Source organism: Rhizobium sp. Rhizsp42, assembly GCF_047304155.1.
GTDB lineage: Bacteria > Pseudomonadota > Alphaproteobacteria > Rhizobiales > Rhizobiaceae > Rhizobium.
The window spans coordinates 25685-44607 of sequence record NZ_JBGLYS010000025.1 but is presented as its reverse complement, the minus strand read 5'-3'; the positions used below and the strand labels follow the sequence as shown (position 1 = coordinate 44607).

Here is an 18923-nt window from a genome sequence, read left to right as displayed (position 1 = left end):
CCCGTTGATCAGGCCGAAGCCGGATGAAATGTCAGGGCAACACCGTTCAGGCAGTAGCGCAGGCCGGTCGGCTGCGGCCCGTCATCGAACACATGCCCGAGATGACCGCCGCAGCGGCCGCAATGAACCTCCTCGCGTACCATGCCGAACTGCGTGTCGCGTGTCGTGCCGACGACCTTGCCGTCAAGCGGCGCCCAGAAGCTCGGCCATCCTGTTCCGCTGTCGAATTTGGTCGCGGATGCAAAGCCATCCTGTCCGCAGCCGGCGCAGGCGAAGTTGCCCTTGCGCTCTTCGTGAAGCAGGGCGCTGGTGAAGGGGCGCTCGGTCCCCTCCTCGCGCAGAACGGCATATTGATCCGCCGTCAGCATCTTCTTCCACTCGGCATCCGTATGGGTGACGGGAAAGGTCTCCGCGGCCGAAGCCTTCGAACGACCGAGAACAAGCGGCAGGCCGATCGCGGCAATGCCGGCACTGAAGAGCAGTCTGCGTCTATTCATCATCTCGTGGTCTCCTCCGGTATCAACTGTGTGTCTGACAACAACTACGGGCGACGCAGCCATTTTGTTACGCGCCGCACCCGAAATACCTCGCCCTCACCAAAGCGCCGGCTGCCGCATCAGCAGAGCAATATATTCAAGCGAATACAACGCTATACGAAGGCCAAACCGGCCTTCCGGACAAGCTGCGACTGCCAATTCACCAATATGTGATTGCCTAAGGGAGCTTGTCTTGTCGGATCGAACGCTGCTTGGCCGAAATCCGACGCGGGAAACGCAAAAGGCGCCAGCCTTGCAGCCAGCGCCTTTCGCAATAACGACGATGATGTTCAGCTCAGACCGGACGATGCAGGAAGGCCGGCATGCGGGCGCTCTCTGATAGCGTCGAGAGATAGAGCCGCGCCGTGTCGAGCGCCTCGCGGATCGTCACGTCCATGTCGAGATAGCGATAGGTGCCAAGGCGGCCGACGAAGGTGACGCCCTCTTCCTTCTCGGCGCGCGTAACATATTGCGCCAGCTGTTCTTTCTCCTCGACCATCCGGATCGGATAGTAGGGAATATCATCAGGACCGCAGGCGCGCGAGAACTCGCGGTAGCAGACCGAACCCTGATGCTCCTCCCACGGGGAGAAGTGCTTGTGTTCGGTGATGCGAGTAAAGGGAACCGAGGCATCGCCGTAGTTCATGACAGCACAGCCCTGATAATCGCCATCATAGCTGAAGCGCTCGAAATCCAGCGTCCGGTAACCCAGCCGCCCGGCCTCGTACTCAAAATAACCGTCGAGCTGTCCGGAGTAGAAGACGTGGCTGGCATCCGCATGCTCGGCGCGCTCGAACCGCGTGCTCAGCTTCACGCTGATATTGGGATGGTCGAGAATGCGGCCGATCATGTCGGTATAGCCATTCTCGGGCATGCCCTGGAATTTATGGAAGAAGTAGTTGTCGTCGTAGTTGAAGCGCACCGGCAGCCGCTTCAGGATCGAGGCCGGCAGTTCGGTCGGCGAGCAGCCCCACTGCTTCTCGGTATAACCCTTGAAGAAGGCCTCGTAGAGATCCTTGCCGACGAAGCGCATGGCCTGCTCCTCGAAGGTCTGCGGATCGGTGATCGTCTTGTCGGCCTGCTCCTCGATGAACGCACGTGCCTCGGCGGGACGCAAGGTCTTGCCGAAGAACTGGTTGATCGTGTGCAGGTTGACCGGCAGCGAATAGACTTGGCTCTTGCTTGTCGTCTTCACCCGGTTCTTGTAGGGCATGAAGGTCTGGAAACCGTTGACGTAGTCCCAGACCTCGGCATCGTCGGTATGGAAGATGTGCGGTCCGTAGACATGCACCATCACGCCGGTGTCGGCATCGCGCTCGGTATGGCAGTTGCCGGCGATATGGTCGCGAGCATCAAGGATCTCGACCTTGTGCCCCACCAGCGCCAGTTCCCGCCCGATCACGGCGCCCGACAGTCCGGCGCCGACGATCACGATCTTTCCATTCCCCTGCATTCTCTAAAGCACCCGTTGCCTGTGGCCTTGCGGCAAGTTGAAACCCCTTGAGGATGGACCGGCGGCGTTAGACCGTCGGCTCCGTCCACAGGCGCGTGTCGATGGCGAGCGGCGCGTAGTCGTTCCACTGCGCCAGCTTCTCGCGGTAGTGGCGGCGATAGCTCGCATCGTCCTCGAACTCACCGAGCGTCTGCACGAGCTCGGCGCCGATCTCGTAATAGGCGTCGAGGTTGCTGAGGTCAGGCGTCGGCGTTTCGCCGCGCTCGGCTTCGCCCTGCATCTGCCAGAAGAGCTCTTCCAGACGACGGGCGAGACCCGGAATATCACGCAGCGCACTGCCCTCGCGCTTGTCCTTCAGCGACTGGCGGATGGCGGCCAGGCTTGCACGGTCCTTGAAGAAGCCGATGGCACGCTTGACGTAATCATCAGGCCCGCTGCAGGCGAGCTCCGGCACGCCGGCGGCGGCCACGATGCTGTTGCAGAAGCGCGAGGCAAAGCTCTTGCCCGGAACCGTCAGCACCGGCAGACCCATGGTGATCGCGTCGCCCGCGGTCGAATGCGCGCCATAAGGGAAGGTGTCGAGGAAGAGATCGGCAAGGGCGATGCGCGCCAGGTGATGCGCGTTCGGCGCCTTCGGCGCGAAGATGATCCGCTCGGCATCGATGCCGGCCTTGACGGCAGCCTGCACGAGGCGGTCGTTCACGGCCTCGTCCGCCGCAAGCAGCCAGAGCACGCTGCCCGGCGTCGCAGCCAGGATCGTCATCCAGCGCGCGAAGCACGGCTCGCTGATCTTCTGCATGCCGTTGAAGCAGGCGAAGACGAAGGCATCCTCGGGCAGGCCCGCCTGCGTGCGGGTCGGCGTCGCGGCGATCTGGCGTTTGCGGTCGATCGGCTGATTGCAGGCGATCCGCAGGACCTTTTCCGTATAGTAGATCTCGTTTTCGACGGGCACGATCGTCTCGTCGGCGATCATGTACTGGTGCACGGGGCTGCCCATCGAGCCCGGGTAGCCGCAGAAATTGACGATGACAGGCGCCGGGCGATAGGCGAACAGCTTCGTGCGGGCATGCTTGGTGTAGCCGTTGACGTCGATCAGGATATCGATCTCGTCCTTGCGGATCAGGTTAGCGGCATCGGTATCGCTGAGCGCGCTGATATCGCGCCAGCCGTCGACGGCCGCCTTGATGCGCTCCTGCGTCGCGTCACCGGTGCGCGGCTCGCCGCAGTAATAGCCGAAGATCTCGACGGTCGTCTTGTCGTGCAGCTCCAGCACTTCGCTGAGCGCGAAGCCGACGGCGTGATCGCGCAGATCCGACGAGACATAGCCGACGCGCAGGCGCTGGCCGGTGCCGGTCTTCACGCGTGCGGGCTTGCGCGGGAAGGCCGAAAGGTTCGGGCGGCCGACAAGCGTCTTGTTGTAGCGATAGGCCTTGGCGAGCTGATAGAGCGGGTCGTCGGCGTAGCAGGAGAGCGTCAGCGTCGACATCGCGTCGAGCAGCTGGCGTGCGCTGACATGGATCGACGGCGTCAGGATCGGCCATTTGCACTGCCGCTGGCGCAGCGACGTCCAGTGCTGACCGGCTTCCGGGCGGTTCGGCTGCAGCTCGATCGCCTGCCACAGCGTGGTCTCCGCCGCCTCCAGCACGCCACCGCCCTCAAGAACGCGGCCGATATGCTGAAGCGTCATCAAGCGGTGCTCGATGCGCTCGCTGGTGATGTCGTTGGTCGTCTCCGCGTAGCTGCGCCACTGCTCGACGGCCTGATGGCCGAGACCGCAATCCTCAAGCGCACGGCCGAGGTTGATATGCGCCGGGCCGAAGCGCGGATCGATCTTCAGGCAGGCACGCAGCGCGCTGATCGCGCCGGCCATGTCGCCGGCCTGACGCGACACCACGGAGTAGTTGAAATAGGCGAGATGCAGCAGCGGATTGTTGTCGTTGAACGCGATCCACGTCTTGTAGAGCTCTGCCGCCTGCTGCCGCTGGTCGGCATTCGCAAGACCCTCTGCGATGGAAATCAGATCGCCAAGCGACAGGCGTTGATGACGGGCCTGCTCCAAAATGTTTGCGATTGGAGAGACTTGGCTCGATGCAATTGCGGTGTTCGCGTTCATGGACGTCCTACGGCAAGGCGGCCGGATGGCCTGAGATCAACAGACGCACGAAAGCGTCGGGCTCCTTGCTATCGGATAGAGCTTGCGTCGGGCTGGCTGATTGGCGTCAAAACAGCGTGAGAACGCCTGATATCCAAGGCGGTTCGGCACCGGGCGCAGAAACGAAAAACGCCGCCCGAGATGATCGGGCGGCGTCCTGTTTTCGTCTATCCGTGACTTACGAGTTCAGCGCTGCGTAGGCTGCGAGAACCGCATCGACCTGGGCCGAGTTCAGAGCCGGCACCTGCGTCGAGGTGAAGGCGCCCAGCTGGTCGGTGTTCATGGCCGCGATGTCTTCCGTTGCAAGTCCGGCCAGAGCCCTCGTGCTGATCGCCGCGATTTCGTCGGTGGTGAAGGTCGCGATGTCCTCGCTGGACATCGCGCCGATCTCCGCCGAGCTCATGGCCGCGATCTGGGTGCTGTTGAACGCCTGGATCTGATCGGACGTCATCGCGTCGATCTGAGCCGTCGTCAGCGAAGCCACCTGGCCGGTCTTGAGCACTGCGACCTGGTCCGTGGTCAGAACCGCGATATCGTCGGTGCTGAGAGCCGCGACCTGCCGCGAGCTCAGGACACCGAGCTGATCGCTGCTCATGGCAGCCATCTTGTCGGTCGAGAGCGAAGCGATCTGGCTGGTGGTCAGAAGCGCTACCTGGTTCGTCGTCAGGGCCTTGAACTGATCGGTGGTCATTGCCTCAATGCTGGCCGAGGAAAGTTCCACGATAGCCTTGGTGCTGATGGCCGCGATCTCGTCGTTGGTGAACGAGGTGATATCGTCCGTGTCCATGGCGCCGATCTGGGCTGCGGTCAGAACCGCGACCTGGGAGCTCGTCAGCGCCGTGACCTGATCCGAGGTCATGGCGGTGATCTGATCCGTGGTCAAAGCCGCGACCTGACCCGACTTCAGCACTGCGACGTTGTCGGTGGTCAGAGCCGCCACCTCGTCGGTGGTCAGACCCTTGACCTGTGCCGACGTCAGCGCACCGACCTGATCCGAAGACAGGAGAGCGATGTTGTCGGTGCTGATCGCAGCCAGCTGGCCGGTCGTCAGCAGAGCGATCTGGCCGGTCTTCAGAGCCTTGACCTGATCGCTGCTGAGCACGCTGATATCATCAGTGCTCAGGCCGGTCAGAGCCCTGGTGCTGATCGCCGCAATCTCGTCGGTCGAGAAGGACGAGACACCATCCGTCGACATGGCGCCGAGCTGGGCCGAGGTCAGCACGCTGATCTGAGTGCTGGTCAAAGCCTGGACCTGATCGGACGACATCGCCGTGATCTGCGCGGTGCTGAGTGCGGCCACCTGGGCCGTCTTCAGCAGTGCCACGTTGTCGGTGGACAGAACCGCGAGGTCGTCGGTGCTGAGCGCCGCGATCTGCCTGGAGTTCAGGACACCAATCTGATCGCTGCTCAGGGCCACCGCCTTGTCGGTCGTCAGCGACGCGATCTGAGAGGTGCTCAGCAGTGCCACCTGACCGGTGGTCAGAGCAGCGAACTGATCCGTACCGAATGCCTCGAGCGTGTCGGTCGACAGGGCCGCGATGATCTTGGTGTTGATCGCCGCGATTTCGTCGGTCGAGAAGGTCGCGATGTCATCGGTGGACATTGCGGCGAACTCGTCGGCGGTGAGAACACCGATCTGGGCGCTGGTCAGAGCCTTGATCTGGTCGGAGGACATGGCGCCGATCTGAGTATTGTTCAGAGCGGAGACCTGACCCGACGACAGCAGGGCAATGTTGTCGGTGCTCAGAGCCGCGACTTCGTCCGTGGACAGTGCCGCGATCTGGTTCGACTTCAGTGCACCGACCTGGTCGCTGGTCAGAAGCGCGATGTTGTCGGTCGACAGGGCGGCGATCTGCGCCGTGCTGAGCAGTGCGATCTGGCTCGACTTCAGGGCAACGGCCTGGTCGCTGCTGAGCGCGTTGATGTCATCCGTGCTCAGACCGGCAAGCGCCTTGGTGCTGATGGCCGCGATTTCATCGGTCGAGAACGACGTGATGTCGTCGGTTGTCATGACCGCAAGCTGGAGCGAGGACATCGCACCGACTTGATCGGCGGTCAGCGCGGTCACCTGATCGGCGGTCAGCGCATTGAGCTGGTCCGTGGTCATGGCGGCGATCTGGCCGGTCTTCAGAATGGCGACGTTATCCGTGGAGAGGACAGCGATGTCATCCGTGGTCAGAGCTGCGATCTGCCTGGAGTTCATGGCTCCGAGCTGATCGCTACCGATGGCAGCCAGCTTGTCGGTCGACAGCGATGCGACCTGGCTGGTGGTGAGCAGCGCGACCTGGCCCGAGTTCAGAGCGGCAAACTGGTTTGTGTCCAGAGCCGCGAGGCTGTCGGTGGAGAGCTGCGCAATGGCCTTCGTGCTGATCGCGGCCACTTCGTCGGTCGAGAACGTCACGATGTCGTCGCTCGACATTGCGCCGATCTGGGCGGCCGTCAGAACCGCGACCTGACCGGTCGTCAGTGCCTCGACCTGGTCGCTCGACATGGCGTCGATCTGCGCCGTCGTCAGAGCGGCAACCTGCGAGCTCTTCAAGATGCCGACATTGTCGGTGGAGATCGCAGCGATGTCATCGGTCGACAGCGAAGCAAGCTGGCTGGTGCTCAGCGCCAGGATCTGGTCGCTCAGCAGCTTGGTGATGTTGTCAGTCGTCAGCGCGTTCAGCTGGATGGTGCCCATCGCGGAAATCTGGCTGGTCTTGAGAGCAACAACCTGATCGCTGCTGAGAGCGTTGACGGCATCCGTGGTCAGACCCGACAGCGACCTGGTATTGATCGCAGCGATTTCATCCGTGGTGAAGGACACGATGTCGTCGCTCGACAGAGCATGCAGCTGGCCGGAGGTCAGCACACCGACCTGGGTGCTGGTCAGTGCGGTCACCTGATCGGACGTCAGGGCGTCGATCTGCAGGCTGCTCAGCGCGGCGATCTGCGTGGTCTTCAGGATGGCAACGTTGTCGGTCGACAGGGCAGCAAGCTCATCGGTGGTGAGAGCGCCAATCTGCCTGGAGTTCAGGGCGCCAACCTGGTCGCTGCCGAGCACGGACACCTGGTCCGTCGTAAGCGATGCGACCTGAGCGGTGGTCAGAAGCGCGACCTGGGTCGACTTCAGAGCCTTGACCTGATCGCTATCCAGTGCAGCGAGGCCGTCGGTGGAGAGCTGTGCAATGGCCTTCGTGCTGATCGCGGCGATTTCGTCGGTCGAGAACGTGACGATGTCGTCGCTCGACATCGCACCGATCTGGCCGGCCGTCAGGACGCCGACCTGGCCGGTCGTCAGAGCCTTGACCTGGTCTGTCGACAGGAAGCCGATTTGCGCCGTCGTCAGGGCGGCGATCTGCGCCGTCTTCAGAGTTGCGACGTTGTCGGTCGAGATAGCGCTAAGAGCGTCGCTGGAGAGACCGGCGATCTGCTTGGCGGTCAGGGCACCGACCTGGTCGCTCTTCAGGAGAGCAATGTTGTCGGTGGAGATGGCGCCGAGCTGCGCGCTGCTCAGGAGAGCGACCTGGCTCGTCTTCAGCGCAACGATCTGGTCGCTGCTGAGAGCGGCGACGTCGTCGGTGCTCAGACCCGTCAGAGCTCTGCTGCTGATGGAGGCGATTTCATCCGTGGTGAAGGAGCTGACGCCGTCCGTGGACATCGCGCCGAGCTGTGCGGAGCTGAGGACGCCAACCTGGCTGCTGGTCAGAGCCTCGACCTGCTCGGAAGACATCGCGGTGATCTGCGCCGAGCTGAGGGCCGCGACCTGCGCGGTCTTCAGGATGGCAACGTTATCCGTCGAAATCGCACCGATTTCGTCCGCCGTGAGCGCGCCGATCTGCCTGGAGTTCAGGGCGCCGACCTGATCGCTGGTCAGGATAGCGATGTTGTCCGTGGAGAATGCGCCGATCTGGGCGGTGCTGAGAATTGCGATCTGGCTCGACTTCAGGGCGACTGCCTGATCGCTGGTCAGAGAGTTGATGACATCGGTCGACAGGCCGGAGAGAGCCTTGGTGCTGATGGCAGCGATTTCATCGGTCGTGAACGTCGCGATGTCGTCGGTCGACAGCGCCGAGAGTTCGGACGAGGACATTGCGCCGATCTGTGCGCCGGTGAGCGCCGAAATCTGCTCGGAGGACATCGCGGCGATCTGGCTGTTGTTCAGAGCGGCGATCTGCCCGGTCTTCATGGCGGCGACGTTGTCGGTGGTGATCGCTGCGACTTCATCGGTGGTCAGTGCTGCAAGCTGCCTGGAGGTCAGGGCGACGACCTGGTCGCTCTTCAGCGCGGCGATCTTGTCGGAACCCAGCGATGCGACCTGCGAGGTCGTGAGCAGAGCGATCTGGCTGGACTTGAGGGCTGCGAACTGGTCCGTGTCGAGAGCTGCGAGCGTCGCGGTCGACAGGCCGGCCAGCGTCTTCGTGTTGATGGCGGCGATCTCGTCGGTCGAGAAGCTCGCAATGTCGTCGGTGGTCAGCGCGCCAAACTGCGCGGAGGAAAGCACTGCGGTCTGGGCGGAGCTGAATGCGCCGACCTGGGCGACGTCGAGTGCTGCGAGCTGGTCGGTGGTGAGGGCTGCGACCTGCGTGGTCTTCAGCGCGACGATCTGGTCGGTGTTGAGCGATGCGATGACGTCGGTGGAGAGCGAAGCAAGCTGCTTGGAGCCGAGAGCGCCGATCTGCGAGCCCGTGAGAACGCCGATCTGGTCAGAGCTCAGGGCGCCGAACTGGGCGCTGCTGAGGAGAGCAACCTGGCTGGTCTTCAGCGCGATGACCTGGTCGCTGGTGAGCGCCGCCATGCCATCGGTGCTGAGGCCGCCGAGAGCCTTCGTGCTGATGGCCGCGATCTCGTCGGTCGAGAACAGGGCAATGCCGTCGGACGAGATGGCGCCGAGCTGAACCGAGGTCAGCGCTGCGGCCTGCGAGGACGTGAACGCAACGACCTGATCGGTGGAGAGACCAGCGATCTGCGCGGAGGAGAGCGCGGCGAGCTGTGTGGTCTTCAGAACCGCGATCTGGTTGGTCGTGAAGGCGGCAACGTCTTCCGTGCCCATCGCAGCGATCTGCTTGGAGGTAAGAGCAGCCACCTGACCGGTCGAAAGCGCGCCGATCTGTTCGGAGGAGAGGTTTGCGACTTCAGTGGTGGAGAGAGCAGCAACCTGCGTGGTCGAGAGACCGCCGAGCTGGCCCGTGGTAAGAACTGCCAGCTGCTCGAGCTTCAGACCAACCAGCGCGGTCGCCGATACGGCGCTCATCTGCTGGGAAGAAAGAGCAACGAAGTCCTGGGTTTCGATAGCGCCGAGCTGCGTGGAGCTCAAGGCCTTGATCTGTGTCGTCGTGAGCAGTGCCACGTCATCGGACGACAGATTGGCGATCGCGGTCGTCGACAGCGCCCGGATCTGATTGACGGTCAGAGAAGTTACAATGGAAGTCATGGACGAGCGCCCCTCGCGTTAGCTGATCAAAAGACATCATCCCGCTTCGTCGGTCGGACGCGTATAGCCGCACTTAAGCCGGCCACACGGCGTCGTCGGCATCGACGATCCGGGTTTCCTGTCGGAACAAAATTGGGTCAAACTAAACATGGCTCGGACGAGCCAGCGCAAAAGGAGGGCATCATGCGCCCAGAGCCAAAATGGCTCTGATCCCTACGCCAATGACCGCGAACTTCTTAACCCCCGGCACCGTTTACCAGCGTCCATCATGGACAAACCGGCCAACCGCGCTCCTCGGTAGAGCTATCGCGAGCAGTAAAACTCTTATTCGGCAGTCTTTAATTTCGAGTTAACGTCGGCTGTAGCGGAGCTGCACTCTTGTTACAGATTCGGTCGCCGGAAGTCTAAATCGTCATTTTTTTAGATGCAATTGGGACACTATGTCTTTTTTCAAGCCGAAACCGTACGGCTCGACTGGCGATTGCAACAATGGCTGCATGCACGGGCCAGCGCTTAACGTATCAATTCAAAACGATAGAATAGGAAAGAGAAAAACTGATCCAGAACCATGATTCTCTTTTTTAATTCCCAGATTATCAATTAGAAATACTATAGAAACAAAAACGAATCATCATGGAAACGCAAGTTACCTGTCGATCCGAAGTGGCGGATAGCAAATGTCGGCGCGACGCTCCAGCAGCATAGAGCCGCCCGCCCGCAATAATTTCCGACCTTTTTTGGGCCTAACGCACAATTCCTGCCGTGGCGGCGGCTCCGGATGCTGCGGCGCACACCGATTCGTCCCCGAGGCAAGCCCGGCACAAGTAAAATGGCGTTCATCGAGCTATTGGGTGATAGGGACGACCAGAATGCGACTGTCTATATTGATTAGAGGCCATAACTTTCTTGAAAAGGATCGTTTCGGCCTGCCGATGGACGGGCGGGACAACGCCGCGTCCTTGCTTGAGAACGTGATCGCGCCGATCCGCGCGAAGAACCCCGACGCCACGGTCTATCTGGCGACATACGAAAGCCCGGCGCTGGCCGAGTTGCAGGAAAAGTTCGCGCCATGCGAGCTGATCCTGCTCGACCCCAAGGGAAGCTCGCAGGCAGAGACCTACAAGGAAGCGCTGAAGCATATCTTCGAGAAGACCGATTACGATGCGCTTGTCGTGGTCCGCTTCGACCTGGCCTTCAAGAAGCCCTTCGACGCCTGGGACCTGAAGATCGACATCAACAGCATCCACTTCACCTGGAAGGAATATCGCGACTACTGGCGCGATCACCGCCGCGTCGGCGATGCGATCCACGTAATCGGCAAGGCCGCCATTCCCGCCTTCCACAATGCGCTGATCATGAACCAGCTGGCCGGCCGCGGTCATCTGCACATGATGTACTATTACCTCCGCACGATGCACGACAATCTGAAGTTCATCGAGGACGGTTACTTCGACACCAACACGCTGTTCGCCAACCCTGAATGCGTCAACCCGCTCTACACGGTCTTCAACCGGCCGCGGCTGACCAGCATGGCAGGCAGCACCGGCATGGTCCTGCACGAAATCCGCGCGGAATAACAAGCAAGCAGTCAAACAAGAACGCCCGCATCGAGATCATCGATGCGGGCGTTCTGCTTTATAGGACTGCCTTCAAAGTATAGCGCCCGCGAAACCATCCGCGACCGCCTTTCTCCAGGTAGATCAGACCAGATACTTGTCGTTCTTGGCGCTCGGGATCTTCACGACCGTCACCGTCGCATCGGTGAGCGCCTCGAACTGGTTGACCTTGCCGGGCTCGATATCGATGATGCTCCCCGCTTCCCACACCTGATCGATCATCCGCACCGTGCCGGAGACGACGAGCGTGATCTCGCGGGCGATCTTGTGGTAATGCGCCGCATCCTTGTCGCCGGCCACGTAATGCTTCACGCCGACCTCGAACGCATCCGTCTTCACGACGGTGGGGTCGAAGTCGCCGATGAACCAGCCGCCGATCATGTCGTTGAGGGTGAGTGGCTTGTCGCTCATTTGTCACCTTCCGTGACTGATAGTTCGATTAGCTGGCGATCCGACTTGATGGGATGGAAGTCCTTGGCGTTGATCGGGAAGATCCCGATCTTCTTACCCTCGAGCACCATCTCGTTATAGACGGGGCAGACATAGAACATGTTGTTGTGCCGCGCGTCCTTGCGGATCGCGTTCTTCGCCGCGCGCACGAAATCGCGTCCCTGCCGGAAATAGTAGAAACCGGCCGTCGCGTTGTCGCTGATCGGATGCTTCTCGGCCGCCTCGACCACCATGTTCTGGTCGTCGAGCCGAACGAAGGAGTAGCGCGGATGCACGGACTTGAAGGTCATCGTGCCGCCGTCGAGCTCGCGCTCCACGAAGTTCTGGATCACGCCGTCGAAGGGAACTGTCAGGAATTCGTCGCCGTTGAGGATCAGCAGCGGCTCGTCATTGTCGATATAGCCGGCGGCGAGTAGCGCCGTGCAGGCAGCCCCTTCGGTCTTGTCCTCGACCGAGACCACCGCGGCCTCCGGCGACAGCAGGCGCACGACCTCGTCGAGATGGTAGCGCGCCAGGTCTTTCTTCTGCATCGCCACGATGATGCGGTGGCCGGGGATCTTGGCGCATTCGGCCAGCTGCCGCTGCACCAGGGGTACGCCGTTGATTTCCACCAGCGCGGTCGGATAGGCCTCCATCGCCTGGATGCGAGGCTCGCCGGCTATCAGGATCAGAATATTCATCGCAAGCTCATCAACCGTGGATTTTTCGAATGGTCTCGGTGATCGCGGGGTAGTTCACATCCGCGATATCGTTCACCACCATGACATGGGCGCCTGAACCCTTGGCGGCCTTGATGCCGTTCTCGTTGTCCTCGACGATCAGGCATTCCTCGGGCGTCAGGCCCATCATAGTGATCGCCTTGGTGTAGATCTCAGGGCTCGGCTTGCCGTGCTTGACGTCCTCGTTGCTCAGCTGGAACTCGAGATAGCCATCGAGCGCGGCTCTCGACATCATCAGCGACACCGTGCTCTTGATCGAGTTCGACGCCACGGCGAGCCGGTATCCGTCTTCCCGCAGCCGCGCCAGCGCGTATTCCTGCTTGAAGGTCGGCTTGCACTTGGTATGGATCATCTCGGTCGTGTAGAGCTGCTTCATCTCGTTGATGAAGCCGTGCAGCGCCTCGGGAAGCCCGCGCGTCGTCGTCAGGATCTCCAGCTTGCGCCGCGTCGGCAGGCCGTCGAAGATCGTCAGGTGCTCGTGCAGCGGAATGGTGTATCCAAAGAGCTCGAGCGCCCGGTTCAGCGCCTCGTAGTGCCATTCGCGTGCATCGATCAGCACGCCGTCCATGTCGAAGATAATCGCCTTAAGCGTGGTCATGCTGCGTCCCGGCCAGTCAAAATCAGTTGCGCGCGCTCCGGAAAGTCGGTGCAGACGGAAAGCCCGTCCCGCTCGTTGAGCCCCGAAGACACCAGCCACTGGAGAAATGGTTCATATTCGTCATGCCGGCCATGAAGATCCGGCGCCACCAGCGTGGCCGACTTGCCGTCGGCGAGAATGCGCTCGATCAGCGCCGCGTCATACCAGCGCCCCGGCAGGAAGTTGTCGATCCACACACCGGTCACGCCGGGATCGTCGTAAAGCGACGCCTCGCGCTCATATTCGCTGAGACGCGTGAACGAGACCATCTTGCGCTTCACGCCCTGGATGAGATCGGGGACCGACGCATCGAACAGGAAATAGTTGCTGTAGCCTTCGCTCGAGAGCACCTCGGCCAGCATATCATGCAGGCCATCGGCCTTGATGTTCAGCGCCAGCAACGGCGAGCCATGCTGCTTGGCGATCCGGAGCAACTCCGCAAAGGAGATTTCTCCCCCGCGCGGAATGTCGTGCGAGATGACGATCGAAGGCGCGCCGTCCGCTTGGCTGTCGCGCACATCGGTCTCCGTGCCGAAGCCGAGCGAGAAGGAGCGAACGAAGGCCTCGACCGAGTTCTTCTCTTCAGGCGTCTTCCAGTAGCCGCGATGGCTGAGAACCTCGATCATGCCGCGGCACCCAGCGAGCGCGTCACATCGACGGACAGAGGCAGGCTCTGAAAATGGGTGAGATCCTCGGGCACGCCGAGACCGTACATCCCCGCATCCACCGAGCCGATCGAATAGGCGCCGATCTTCGAGCCGTCCTCGATCATGAAATTATAGACCGGCGCCACGTAGAACTCGCCGTTGACGCGGAAGTCGCGCTCGATCATCCGGTCGGCATAGGAAACGAAGTCGGAGCCCTTGCGGAAATTGTAGATCCCGACGGTCGCGTGGTCGGAAATCACCTGCTTCTCGACGACGTTGTCGATATAGCCATCGGCACCGAAGGAAACGAAGCTCCACTTCGGATCATCCGCCGTCATGGTCATGATCATCCCGTCGAGATCGCCCATGGCCTGCAGATAATCGTCGATGTCGACGTCGATATACTGGTCGCAATTGGCGATCATCATCGGCTGATCGTTATCGATCTCGTCGCGCGCGAGAAGGACCGTGCAGGCGGCACCCTCGGTCACCTGCTCGACGAGAAAGATCTCGCAGCCCGGCGCCCAGGCGCGCAGGTTCTCGCCCAGCCCGTGCTCCCTGACATGGGCTGCCTGGCAGATGAAGATGAAACGATGCTCGACCGAGGGGCGAAGGTTTTCGATCACCAGCCGGATCATCGGCACGCCGTGCACAGGCAGAAGTGGCTTGGGGAGAGTATAGCCGGCCTTGGCGAAGCGGCTTCCGTGCCCTGCCATTGGTACGACGATGTTCAACATTGCGTATATCCCGAATTGTATCAGCTTACACCGTGAGGCGACCCATAGCGGCCGAAGCTGGCGTCACGCTGTCCCGGATGGGCCAGAAGCCCGGCTGAGCAAAGAAACTTACCCGAAATGAAACGACCCGCGTGGATCGGTCCACGCGGGTCGTTTCATCTATTCTTATTCAGTGTCTTTCGGACGCATGCGGGAAATATTTCACCAGCTTCCGGCTGACTTGAAGACGACGTCAGGACTTCTTCGTGAAAACGCCGAGATTGATCAGCTGTACCCGCCGGTTGTTCGATCCTGTCGTATCCGTGCCAGGGATCGGCATGTATTCGCCGACGCCGACGGCATAAAGCCGCTGCGGATCGACCGCGAAGGTCGTGGACAACGCCTCCTTGATGGCGGCCGCCCTCTGCTCGCTGAGATCGAGATTGTGTTTCTCGTCGCCCGTCGAGCTGGAGTGCCCGACCACCAGGAATTTATAGTCCCAGAGGTTCGGATGGTGCAGCGCGTCGGCAAGCAGGCCTAGCGTGCGATAGGAACTCGGCTGGATCGCGACGGAATCGTTCTCGAAATTGATCTCGACCACCATCTGCGGCAGCTTGGCGATACGCTTCCAGTTCGGCAGCTCCGACATCTGCTTGCTGCCGCCGCTGATCGCCTCCTGCCGCAGGATCTCGAGATCGATGGCTGGCGCAGCAGAGGTCAGCTTGCCGAGCCCCTTGACGATGCGCTCCTGCGACACTTCCTGCGCCGATGCCAGGGCAGGAACGAGGATAACCGCCGCCGCGACAATGATTGCTTTCGAAAGAACCCGCTTCATCATCTCATCTCCATCCCGCATTGGTGATCGTCTGATTGCATTCATCGCTGACGCGCGGCTGCTTCTTGATCAGGCAGGCCAGCACGAAGCCGTCCCCCTTGATGCCGTTGCAGCTCTTCGACATGTCGCGCTGGCAGACGCGTTCATAGGCCGTCTGCGCCTGTTCGCGCGTCGTGATCGATTGGAAGACGGTGGTAAGCGAAGCCTTGCAGCTCGGCGAAACCTTCGCCGCGTTCTGCTGCAGGCAGTCGGCGATGCGGCCGCTGCCGAGGTTCAGTCCCTTGCACAGTTTCTGGATGTCGGTGCCGCAATCGCTTGCGAGCTTCGTCACCGCATCCGCATAGCTCAAGGTCTGCGCCGACGCTCCCCAGGCAAGGCCCATGGAGACACACGCAACGGCCGTTATCAGAATCCCTCGTCTTGATCTTTTCATCCTATCCGTCCCTGACTGGTCACATCGACGGGCGGGACGATGGCATGATGTCACGCGAATGGAGCGTATATTACCGTAACGCACATCGGCTTTGGCGGGCTGAATTGGAGCCGTCACACCACTGCAACAGGAGTCGGATCGACCTCGACGGCCAGCATTCGAAGCCTTTTCCAGGCCCGTTCGGGCCGCAGCCGTAACATACCGTATCTTACAGCCACCCCCGCGTATCATACTGCCTTCGCTTCTCCATCCGCCCTATCATCCCCTGAGGATGAACTTGGAGGACGTAGAGATGACATCGACGCAGACATCCGCACCCCATTCCATGGCCAGCGCCGAAGAACTGCGCAAACGCGCCCTTGAGCTCCAGATCGCCGAGATGGAGCGCGACGAGAAGATCAAGGCGCGAGAAGCTGAAAAGCATGCCGAGTTCGTCGAGGACTTCTTCCGCAAGCATATCGACGAGAAGGAACGCGCGATGATCAAGCGCCTCGTCATGAAGGCCGCGGCGGATGGCAAGTACGAAGCGATGATCTACAGCTTCCCCTCGAGCTTCTGCGACGACGGCGGCCGCGCCATCAACAACAGCCTTCCAGGATGGCAGAAGACGCTTCAAGGCAAGGCGAAGGAGCTTCTCGACCTGTTCGAGCAACTGGCCAAGCCGCAGGGCTACGGCCTGAAGGCCATGATCATCGATTTTCCCGGGGGCATGCCCGGCGATGTCGGTCTGTTCCTGACCTGGGAACCCCCGGTCAAATAAAGCCCCGGGAGGGGCAGCAGGAGCGCATCGATTTCACGGGTGGCGGTTGTTTCTGACAACCGCCACCCGAATGCATCTCGGCCTATTCGGACACGACCGACCAGTTGTTGTCGGGATTGAAGGTCTTGATCGCCGCCGCCTTCTTTTCCGTCTCCGGCCCGAGATCGCGCTGGTAGATGACGCTCATGCCATTGGCGATGAATGTCTGCACACCCGTCTCCCGGTACTTGACCGGCCAGGCGATCACCGCGAAGCCCGCCGTCATGTGACCGTTGACGATGTAGCTCTGCTTGCCGCCAAGCACGTTGTCGCCCTGCCCCGTCAGGATCCGGTAGTGATACCCGAAGTAGCCCTCGCCGCGCTTGGCCTTGCCGAAGGCAGCGGTCTCGATCAGCGGCCCCGCCGGGCTGTCCTCGTCGCCGGGGCCTGCCTGCCAGTACAGACCGTCCCGCTTGCCGGGCGAGCTGATCAGCTTCTGCGCATACTCGTAGATGCCAGAACCAGTCCGATCCTCGGAGGCATAGATGTGCTGGGCAATCACGAAGTTATGGATGGTCTCGATCGTCGCGAGCTCGTTCTCGCCGATGCGGCGGTTGACGATCTCCTCCAGTCCGGTGCGCGTGTCGAACGTCCACTTGTCGTCGGCGCCCTTCGTCAGCGGAAACGGCAGCGGCCAGAGCCTGTCGCCGATGGCCACGACCTTGCGCCCATCGAGATCCTCGAGCTTCATCAGCCGCGACGCGCCCTCGCGGATCAGCGCATAGCTGACCATGGCCGCGTTGTTGTCCTTGAGCTTGTCGGCCTTCAGCCCGAGCAGCTCCGCAAGCCCATTCAGATCGTTCGCCGCAAGCACCGCCTTCAGCTTGTCGAGCGCCATGTCAGGCGTGTCGAAGGACGGTTGCGGCGCCTTGCCGATGTACGCCGACAGGGCGGTCTGCGCCATGGACGAACTTGCGAACGTCAAGGGCAGGACCACACCAACCAGCAAACGCATCAACTTCAGTCGCAATGCCATGGTTGCCTCCATTGGCTCTGGAAACCCGGTCAGATCCTATCGTCTTCCGCCACCACCACCGCCGCGCCGTGGCGGCGGGCGCGAATGACCGCCACCGCCACGCCCGGCGCCGCCGGCATAAGACCTCGGTGCCGGGCGGCTCTGGGCCCGCGGCGCACCGCGCTGACCGCCACCCATGCTCTGGCCGCCACGCTGGGATGCGATCGCTTCCCGGCGTCCTGAAGATTGGGGGTTACCGAGCGCGTTGGGCTGCCGTGAGCGGTTGTCCGGTCTCGCCGCCATCTTCGGTGCGCCGTTTTTCTTCACATTGCCCTTCGATGGACGATTGGCCCCGGCATTGCCGGGACGAGCGTCCGGACGAGAGGCATTCGCCGGACGGTTGCCGGCATTCGGCCGGTCCGCCGGTCTGTTGGCGATGCCCGGCTTGCCGTTGGCCTTCAGGCCGTTGACGGTTCCCTTGCGGATGTCGTCGGCGCGCGCCGCCGTGTTGCGCCCTCCTGCCCCGATATCCGCCCGGCGGTCGCCGACCTGGTTTTTCAGCTGGTTGCGCTTGTCGCCTTCAAGGCCTGACTTGATCGCCGTGCGATCCAGGTTGGCGAACTGGCTCTTGTCGATGCTGAGCTTGCTGCGATCGACCTTCGTCCAGTCGACATCGTTCCACTTGACCTTGCCGTTGAAATTCCGGTCGTTGAAGCAGTTGTTGCAGTCGATATCGACGTCGCCGTTCCACCGGCCGCCCCAGACACCCCAATCGTCCCAGTTGACGATCGCCGCCCAGGCGACGCCGGTGACAGCCCCCGCGAAGAACGCGGCGCCCGGATAATAGTAATTGTCGTAGGAGCTCGGATAGTAGGAGATCGGCTCGGCCGCGTAGCCCGGCTCGTAGAGCATCTGCGGCTCATATTGCGGGATGTAGACCTTCTGAGGATCGGTCGGGCGGATCACCACGTTGTTGTTTTCGGTGACGACGGTCACCTTGTCGTCCGTCTTGATGATGTTCTTCGCCACCGCCTCGTCGCGCAGCTGCTGGATGGCAACGAGCACATCCTTCTGCTGGTTGGTCAGCGCATCGCCGAGCTTTTGCGTCCAGTCGAGATCGTCGCTCATCATCTTCACGATGTCGGGATAGTTCAGCAGCGAAATGACGCTGCCGTCCCAGTCATCCTTGGGCTTGAGATCGGCGTTCTTTTTCTTGGAGTCCAGGAAACGTTGCGCCTCGATGATCTGCAGCGGGAAAAGCGACGCCGCCGAAATCGCGGCGACCAGCTCGTCCGGATAGAGCGCGATACGGGCGACCAGCACCTCCAGCTCATCCTCGGACAAGAGGTCGGTCGCAGCAGCAGGCGCCGCGGGCGCCGGCGCGGCAGCGGGAGCCGCCGTCTGGGCGAACACGAAGGATGGCTCCTGCATGGAGATGAGCGCCAGCGCCGTCAAACCAGTTGTCAGGCCGGCAGTTAGTCTGAACGATCTTGATTTCATGACGCGTCGACCTTTCCGTGCAAATGGCGATGAATGCTGCTCTTGGCGCGCTCCATGTC

General features: G+C 61.5%; 15 protein-coding genes. 2 read left to right on the top strand and 13 right to left on the bottom strand.

Going from position 1 to position 18923, the window contains the following annotated elements:
- Positions 1–8: 8 nt before the first annotated feature.
- The 4 genes from msrB to ACCD05_RS21500 form a co-directional block, all read right to left on the bottom strand.
- On the bottom strand, positions 9–500 hold the full coding sequence (gene msrB, locus ACCD05_RS21515) for a peptide-methionine (R)-S-oxide reductase MsrB (RefSeq protein WP_413395212.1): 492 nt from the start codon (positions 498–500) through the stop codon (positions 9–11).
- Between the two features lie 331 nt (positions 501–831).
- Complete coding sequence (gene glf, locus ACCD05_RS21510) at positions 832–1989, bottom strand: UDP-galactopyranose mutase (RefSeq protein ID WP_413395210.1); 1158 nt, start codon at positions 1987–1989, stop codon at positions 832–834.
- Positions 1990–2056: 67 nt separating this feature from the next.
- Positions 2057–4102 (bottom strand): glycosyl transferase, encoded by a 2046-nt coding sequence (locus ACCD05_RS21505; RefSeq protein ID WP_413395208.1) that lies wholly within the window; start codon positions 4100–4102, stop codon positions 2057–2059.
- Positions 4103–4319: 217 nt separating this feature from the next.
- Positions 4320–9557 carry a beta strand repeat-containing protein gene (locus ACCD05_RS21500; RefSeq protein WP_413395206.1) on the bottom strand — a complete coding sequence of 1746 codons (5238 nt, stop codon included), beginning with the start codon at positions 9555–9557 and terminating at the stop codon, positions 4320–4322.
- An 869-nt stretch (positions 9558–10426) separates the two neighbouring features.
- Here ACCD05_RS21500 and ACCD05_RS21495 point away from each other — a divergent pair.
- Positions 10427–11134, top strand: a complete 708-nt coding sequence (locus tag ACCD05_RS21495) for a hypothetical protein (protein WP_146618528.1) — start codon at positions 10427–10429, stop codon at positions 11132–11134.
- A 123-nt stretch (positions 11135–11257) separates the two neighbouring features.
- Here ACCD05_RS21495 and ACCD05_RS21490 read toward each other — a convergent pair whose 3' ends face one another.
- From ACCD05_RS21490 to ACCD05_RS21460, 7 genes are all read right to left on the bottom strand, one after another.
- Positions 11258–11584: a cupin domain-containing protein gene (locus ACCD05_RS21490; protein ID WP_112980746.1), complete on the bottom strand. Its 327-nt coding sequence runs from the start codon at positions 11582–11584 to the stop codon at positions 11258–11260.
- Positions 11581–12303 carry a glycosyltransferase family 2 protein gene (locus ACCD05_RS21485; protein WP_413395203.1) on the bottom strand — a complete coding sequence of 241 codons (723 nt, stop codon included), beginning with the start codon at positions 12301–12303 and terminating at the stop codon, positions 11581–11583. Before ACCD05_RS21485 ends, ACCD05_RS21490 begins: the two co-directional genes overlap by 4 nt.
- Before the next feature lie 10 nt (positions 12304–12313).
- Positions 12314–12940, bottom strand: a complete 627-nt coding sequence (locus tag ACCD05_RS21480) for an HAD family hydrolase (RefSeq protein ID WP_047514019.1) — start codon at positions 12938–12940, stop codon at positions 12314–12316.
- A complete protein-coding gene (locus ACCD05_RS21475) occupies positions 12937–13605 on the bottom strand; it encodes a phosphodiesterase (protein ID WP_413395201.1) in 669 nt (222 codons plus the stop codon). Before ACCD05_RS21475 ends, ACCD05_RS21480 begins: the two co-directional genes overlap by 4 nt.
- Complete coding sequence (locus tag ACCD05_RS21470) at positions 13602–14363, bottom strand: glycosyltransferase family 2 protein (protein ID WP_047514022.1); 762 nt, start codon at positions 14361–14363, stop codon at positions 13602–13604. Before ACCD05_RS21470 ends, ACCD05_RS21475 begins: the two co-directional genes overlap by 4 nt.
- Before the next feature lie 232 nt (positions 14364–14595).
- Positions 14596–15177, bottom strand: a complete 582-nt coding sequence (locus ACCD05_RS21465; RefSeq protein ID WP_112945288.1) for an OmpA family protein — start codon at positions 15175–15177, stop codon at positions 14596–14598.
- Positions 15178–15181: 4 nt separating this feature from the next.
- Positions 15182–15610: a hypothetical protein gene (locus tag ACCD05_RS21460; RefSeq protein ID WP_413395198.1), complete on the bottom strand. Its 429-nt coding sequence runs from the start codon at positions 15608–15610 to the stop codon at positions 15182–15184.
- 325 nt (positions 15611–15935) lie between these two features.
- Between ACCD05_RS21460 and ACCD05_RS21455 the strand changes: the two genes are divergently transcribed.
- A complete protein-coding gene (locus ACCD05_RS21455) occupies positions 15936–16370 on the top strand; it encodes a hypothetical protein (protein ID WP_402928721.1) in 435 nt (144 codons plus the stop codon).
- 82 nt (positions 16371–16452) lie between these two features.
- Here ACCD05_RS21455 and ACCD05_RS21450 read toward each other — a convergent pair whose 3' ends face one another.
- Entirely contained in the window at positions 16453–17385 is a 933-nt protein-coding gene (locus ACCD05_RS21450) for a DUF2950 domain-containing protein (protein ID WP_413395196.1), read from the bottom strand.
- 36 nt (positions 17386–17421) lie between these two features.
- Positions 17422–18864, bottom strand: a complete 1443-nt coding sequence (locus ACCD05_RS21445; RefSeq protein WP_413395194.1) for a DUF3300 domain-containing protein — start codon at positions 18862–18864, stop codon at positions 17422–17424.
- Positions 18865–18923 lie beyond the last annotated feature (59 nt).

Bases quoted from the DNA above. Each gene is read 5' to 3' on its own strand.
- msrB (WP_413395212.1), bottom strand. From the start codon at position 500: ATGATGAATAGACGCAGACTGCTCTTCAGTGCCGGCATTGCCGCGATC.
- glf (WP_413395210.1), bottom strand. From the start codon at position 1,989: ATGCAGGGGAATGGAAAGATCGTGATCGTCGGCGCCGGACTGTCGGGC.
- ACCD05_RS21505 (WP_413395208.1), bottom strand. From the start codon at position 4,102: ATGAACGCGAACACCGCAATTGCATCGAGCCAAGTCTCTCCAATCGCA.
- ACCD05_RS21500 (WP_413395206.1), bottom strand. From the start codon at position 9,557: ATGACTTCCATTGTAACTTCTCTGACCGTCAATCAGATCCGGGCGCTG.
- ACCD05_RS21495 (WP_146618528.1), top strand. From the start codon at position 10,427: ATGCGACTGTCTATATTGATTAGAGGCCATAACTTTCTTGAAAAGGAT.
- ACCD05_RS21490 (WP_112980746.1), bottom strand. From the start codon at position 11,584: ATGAGCGACAAGCCACTCACCCTCAACGACATGATCGGCGGCTGGTTC.
- ACCD05_RS21485 (WP_413395203.1), bottom strand. From the start codon at position 12,303: ATGAATATTCTGATCCTGATAGCCGGCGAGCCTCGCATCCAGGCGATG.
- ACCD05_RS21480 (WP_047514019.1), bottom strand. From the start codon at position 12,940: ATGACCACGCTTAAGGCGATTATCTTCGACATGGACGGCGTGCTGATC.
- ACCD05_RS21475 (WP_413395201.1), bottom strand. From the start codon at position 13,605: ATGATCGAGGTTCTCAGCCATCGCGGCTACTGGAAGACGCCTGAAGAG.
- ACCD05_RS21470 (WP_047514022.1), bottom strand. From the start codon at position 14,363: ATGTTGAACATCGTCGTACCAATGGCAGGGCACGGAAGCCGCTTCGCC.
- ACCD05_RS21465 (WP_112945288.1), bottom strand. From the start codon at position 15,177: ATGAAGCGGGTTCTTTCGAAAGCAATCATTGTCGCGGCGGCGGTTATC.
- ACCD05_RS21460 (WP_413395198.1), bottom strand. From the start codon at position 15,610: ATGAAAAGATCAAGACGAGGGATTCTGATAACGGCCGTTGCGTGTGTC.
- ACCD05_RS21455 (WP_402928721.1), top strand. From the start codon at position 15,936: ATGGCCAGCGCCGAAGAACTGCGCAAACGCGCCCTTGAGCTCCAGATC.
- ACCD05_RS21450 (WP_413395196.1), bottom strand. From the start codon at position 17,385: ATGGCATTGCGACTGAAGTTGATGCGTTTGCTGGTTGGTGTGGTCCTG.
- ACCD05_RS21445 (WP_413395194.1), bottom strand. From the start codon at position 18,864: ATGAAATCAAGATCGTTCAGACTAACTGCCGGCCTGACAACTGGTTTG.